The organism is Azospirillum sp. RU38E, assembly GCF_900188385.1.
GTDB lineage: Bacteria > Pseudomonadota > Alphaproteobacteria > Azospirillales > Azospirillaceae > Niveispirillum.
The window spans coordinates 1-5,580 of record NZ_FZOI01000046.1 but is presented as its reverse complement, the minus strand read 5'-3'; the positions used below and the strand labels follow the sequence as shown (position 1 = coordinate 5,580).

The 5,580-nt window shown below is 55.9% G+C and carries 2 tRNA genes and 3 rRNA genes; all 5 read right to left on the bottom strand.

What is annotated here, in order from left to right:
* Positions 1–50 precede the first annotated feature (50 nt).
* Positions 51–127, bottom strand: a tRNA-Met gene (locus CHB97_RS25450).
* A 98-nt stretch (positions 128–225) separates the two neighbouring features.
* Positions 226–340, bottom strand: a 5S ribosomal RNA gene (gene rrf, locus CHB97_RS25445).
* Between the two features lie 92 nt (positions 341–432).
* A 23S ribosomal RNA gene (locus tag CHB97_RS25440) occupies positions 433–3,182 on the bottom strand.
* 281 nt (positions 3,183–3,463) lie between these two features.
* Positions 3,464–3,539, bottom strand: a tRNA-Ala gene (locus CHB97_RS25435).
* 150 nt (positions 3,540–3,689) lie between these two features.
* Positions 3,690–5,170, bottom strand: a 16S ribosomal RNA gene (locus tag CHB97_RS25430).
* Together the 16S, 23S and 5S rRNA genes with 2 tRNA genes alongside form the textbook arrangement of a ribosomal RNA operon.
* Positions 5,171–5,580: the final 410 nt, after the last annotated feature.

The following is a 5,580-nucleotide window of genomic DNA, read 5'->3' as shown; positions in this document are numbered from 1 at the left end:
GCGGACAGCAAAAACCCCAGCAACCGTTTCGGATTGCTGGGGTTTTCTTTTGGATGCGGGGACAGGATTTGAACCTGTGACCTTCAGGTTATGAGCCTGACGAGCTACCGGGCTGCTCCACCCCGCGTCAGAGGGGGTTGGTTACCCCCAAACGGTAACGCCGCCTTTGAGAGGCGGCGTTGGTGTTTTTGGATTTCGTGAAGTGTTGTTACCTGTTACGAGCGGACCTGGCGGTGACCTACTCTCCCGTGCCTTAAGACAAAGTACCATTGGCGCAGAGGGGTTTCACGGCCGAGTTCGGGATGGGATCGGGTGGGGGGCCCTCGCTATGACCACCAGGTCGGCGCGTAACAGGGATTGGTTTTGTGAAGTATGAGGGTTGATGCTTGTGATTGCGGTGTGTGCGGGTTTGCCGCTGCGCATGAGCGGTGAGGGATCAAGCCGGACGAGCGATTAGTAAGGCTAAGCTTCACACATTGCTGTGCTTCCACATGCCTCCTATCGACGTGGTGGTCTACCACGGCTCTTCAGGGAATGCTTGTTTAGAGGTGGGTTTCCCGCTTAGATGCTTTCAGCGGTTATCCCTTCCATACATAGCTACCCGGCTGTGCCACTGGCGTGACAACCGGTGCACCAGAGGTATGTTCATCCCGGTCCTCTCGTACTAGGGACAAATCCTCGCAACATTCCAACACCCACGGCAGATAGGGACCGAACTGTCTCACGACGTTCTGAACCCAGCTCACGTACCACTTTAATCGGCGAACAGCCGAACCCTTGGGACCTGCTCCAGCCCCAGGATGTGATGAGCCGACATCGAGGTGCCAAACCTCCCCGTCGATATGGACTCTTGGGGGAGATCAGCCTGTTATCCCTAGAGTACCTTTTATCCGTTGAGCGATGGCCCTTCCACACGGGACCACCGGATCACTATGGCCGACTTTCGTCTCTGCTCGACTTGTCAGTCTCGCAGTCAGGCTGGCTTATGCCATTGCACTCAACGGGCGATTTCCGACCGCCCTGAGCCAACCTTCGCGCGCCTCCGTTACCATTTGGGAGGCGACCGCCCCAGTCAAACTGCCCACCATGCAGGGTCCCGGCCCCGGATAGACGGGGCTCGGTTAGACGTCAAGAATTGCAAGGGTGGTATTTCAAGGACGGCTCCACACAAGCTGGCGCCCATGCTTCAAAGCCTCCCACCTATCCTACACATGCCATTCCTAACGCCACTGCAAAGTTGCAGTAAAGGTTCATAGGGTCTTTCCGTCTGACCGCGGGAACCCCGCATCTTCACGGGGAATTCAATTTCGCTGAGTCGGTGTTGGAGACAGTGGGGAAGTCGTTACGCCATTCGTGCAGGTCGGAACTTACCCGACAAGGAATTTCGCTACCTTAGGACCGTTATAGTTACGGCCGCCGTTTACCGGGGCTTCAATTCAGTGCTTGCACACCTCCTTTTAACCTTCCGGCACCGGGCAGGCGTCAGACCCTATACGTCGCCTTGTGTGGCTTCGCAGAGCCCTGTGTTTTTGGTAAACAGTCGCTACCCCCTGGTTTGTGCCCCCCGCCAACAGTTGCCTGCCAACGGGGCTTGCTTATCCCGAAGTTACGCAAGTAATTTGCCGAGTTCCTTCAACACCGTTCTCTCAAGCGCCTGGGTATACTCTACCTGTCCACCTGTGTCGGTTTCGGGTACGGTCTATATGCGGGGGCTATTTCCTGGAACCTGTCCGCAGCACACTCAATCCGATAAGAGCATACTGGTTTTCAGATCCGTCACTCACCCGCAGGCCCACGAATATTAACGTGGTTCCCATCGACTACGCCTTTCGGCCTCGCCTTAGGGGCCGGCTCACCCTGCGTGGATTAACCTTGCGCAGGAACCCTTGGACTTTCGGCGAGAGTGTTTCTCACACTCTTTGTCGCTACTCATGTCAGCATTCGCACTTCCGATACCTCCAGCATGCCTCACGACACACCTTCGACGGCTTACGGAACGCTCCGCTACCGCTCAATCTTGCGATTGAACCCGCAGCTTCGGTGGGTGGCTTAAGCCCCGTTACATTTTCGGCGCAGGCCGGCTTATCTAGACCAGTGAGCTATTACGCTTTCTTTAAAGGATGGCTGCTTCTAAGCCAACCTCCTGGTTGTCATGGCCTTCCCACATCCTTTCCCACTTAGCCACCACTTGGGGACCTTAGCTGGCGGTCTGGGCTCTTTCCCTCTTGACGATCGACCTTAGCACCGACCGTCTGCCTGCCGGACTATACTCACCGGTATTCGGAGTTTGGTTAGGTTTGGTAAGGCTCGCGCCCCCCTAGCCCATCCAGTGCTCTACCCCCGGCGGTAAACATCCGACGCGCTACCTAAATAGCTTTCGCGGAGAACCAGCTATTTCCTGATTTGATTGGCCTTTCACCCCTAGCCACAGCTCATCCCCGACTTTTTCAACAGGCGTGGGTTCGGTCCTCCAGTGCATGTTACTGCACCTTCAACCTGGCCATGGCTAGATCATCAGGTTTCGGGTCTACAACCGGCAACTAAAAGCGCCCTATTCAGACTCGCTTTCGCTACGCCTCCAGCTATCGCCTTAAGCTTGCTGCCGACTGTAAGTCGCTGACCCATTATACAAAAGGTACGCCGTCACCCCGCAAGGAGGCTCCGACTGTTTGTAGGCATCCGGTTTCAGGTGCTCTTTCACTCCCCTCGTCGGGGTGCTTTTCACCTTTCCCTCACGGTACTGGTTCACTATCGGTCACTGAGGAGTACTTAGGCTTGGAGGGTGGTCCCCCCATGTTCAGACAGGATTTCACGTGTCCCGCCCTACTCGAGGATCAATTCCGATTTACCTGTACGGGGCTATCACCCGCTTTGGCCCGACTTTCCAGACGGTTCCAGTTATGTAGAATTGACCACTGGCCTGGTCCGCGTTCGCTCGCCACTACTAGCGGAGTCTCGGTTGATGTCCTTTCCTCCGGGTACTTAGATGTTTCAGTTCCCCGGGTTCGCTTCCCAAACCTATGTATTCAGCTTGGGATACCTATTGCTAGGTGGGTTTCCCCATTCGGATATTCACGGATCAAAGCTTGCTCGCAGCTCCCCATGACTTTTCGCAGCGTGCCACGTCCTTCATCGCCTCTCAGTGCCAAGGCATCCACCAGATGCCCTTAAGACGCTTGATCTCTCTTTACGCTCACGCGCAGGGACAAGCCCGCACAGAAACGCAAAACACTCAGCATCATTTCCGCTTCTCAGGTGCGGCCTAAACCGCAGACAAAACCCCCTCGGCAGAGAGCCTCATCCCTGTAAAGCGGACCCTTGGTCACACTTCACAAAACCATTTTCACGATGTCCAAGAACCGGCAGCCCTTGCTGCCTACAGTCACGGCCTAAACCGCAACCGATCTGATTGCCTACTCATGGATTATCACTGCCTCCAAGCTCAACATCACGTGACGGAACTTGGTGGAGGCGGACGGGATCGAACCGACGACCTCATGCTTGCAAAGCACGCGCTCTCCCAACTGAGCTACGCCCCCAATCAGGCTGGTGACCCCAACAATGATAGCCCAGTCAACGACCAGGCTTCACTGTCGATCCATGAGAAGGGATGCGGAGACGGCGTATCCGTTGGCCAAAGCCATGTTGGAAAACCCAACAGGTCGGCGAAACGAAAGGCTCTTCCTTAGAAAGGAGGTGATCCAGCCGCAGGTTCCCCTACGGCTACCTTGTTACGACTTCACCCCAGTCGCTGACCGTACCGTGGTCGGCTGCCTCCTTGCGGTTAGCGCACCGGCTTCAGGTAAAGCCAACTCCCATGGTGTGACGGGCGGTGTGTACAAGGCCCGGGAACGTATTCACCGCGGCGTGCTGATCCGCGATTACTAGCGATTCCAACTTCATGCACCCGAGTTGCAGAGTGCAATCCGAACTGAGATGGCTTTTGGAGATTCGCTTCCACTCGCGTGGTCGCTGCCCACTGTCACCACCATTGTAGCACGTGTGTAGCCCAACCCGTAAGGGCCATGAGGACTTGACGTCATCCCCGCCTTCCTCCGGCTTGTCACCGGCAGTTCTGCTAGAGTGCCCAACTAAATGCTGGCAACTAACAGTGGGGGTTGCGCTCGTTGCGGGACTTAACCCAACATCTCACGACACGAGCTGACGACAGCCATGCAGCACCTGTGTCCCTGTCCCCGAAAGGAAAGATGCATCTCTGCATCGGTCAAGGCATGTCAAGGGTTGGTAAGGTTCTGCGCGTTGCTTCGAATTAAACCACATGCTCCACCGCTTGTGCGGGCCCCCGTCAATTCCTTTGAGTTTCAACCTTGCGGCCGTACTCCCCAGGCGGTCGGCTTAATGCGTTAGCTGCGACACTGAAGCTCTAAGAGCCCCAACGTCTAGCCGACATCGTTTACGGCGTGGACTACCAGGGTATCTAATCCTGTTTGCTCCCCACGCTTTCGCGCCTCAGCGTCAGTTACCGTCCAGTGGGCCGCCTTCGCCACCGGTGTTCTTCCCAATATCTACGAATTTCACCTCTACACTGGGAATTCCACCCACCTCTCCGGTACTCTAGTCTTACAGTCTCAAGCGCAGTTCCCAGGTTAAGCCCGGGGCTTTCACGCCTGACTTGAAAAACCGCCTACGCGCCCTTTACGCCCAGTAATTCCGAACAACGCTAGCCCCCTTCGTATTACCGCGGCTGCTGGCACGAAGTTAGCCGGGGCTTCTTCTCACACTACCGTCATCATCGTCGTGTGCGAAAGAGCTTTACAACCCGAAGGCCTTCATCACTCACGCGGCATGGCTGGATCAGGCTTGCGCCCATTGTCCAATATTCCCCACTGCTGCCTCCCGTAGGAGTCTGGGCCGTGTCTCAGTCCCAGTGTGGCTGATCATCCTCTCAGACCAGCTACTGATCGTCGGCTTGGTAGGCCATTACCCCACCAACTACCTAATCAGACGCGGGCTGCTCCTTTGGCGATAAATCTTTCCCCCGTAGGGCTCATCCGGTATTAGCGTTCGTTTCCAAACGTTATTCCGAACCAAAGGATACATTCCCACGTGTTACTCACCCGTGCGCCACTCACCTTGCGGTGCGTTCGACTTGCATGTGTTAGGCCTGCCGCCAGCGTTCGTTCTGAGCCAGGATCAAACTCTCAGGTTTTATGCGACCAGCTAGCCACCAAAATGACCAACCAATCTCAAAGACGGGTATCGTACTAAACAACACCTTACCTAAGCATTCATCCGGCCATCCACTGTCACCAATGGACAGCGTTCAGAGCATGCTTGCTTGCAAGATGCACATTCAACGACACCCGAAAAACGAGCCTGACTTCCGCTCATTCCCCGGACACGCCGCCTGCGCATCCCTTCTCTCAATCGATTTACTTGTCCAAGAACCCGGCCAAAAGCCGAAAACCCTTCATCCCGACCGGAAACCCAGTCGACACCGGCACCCACAAAAGCAGGAGGTTCATGCCGCGCAGTCAACCAGCGCATCCGCCAGAGACTGCAAATCCATCGTCGGCAGCGGCGCCGCCGTCGTTGGTGGAGCGCTTTCTAAACACCTCC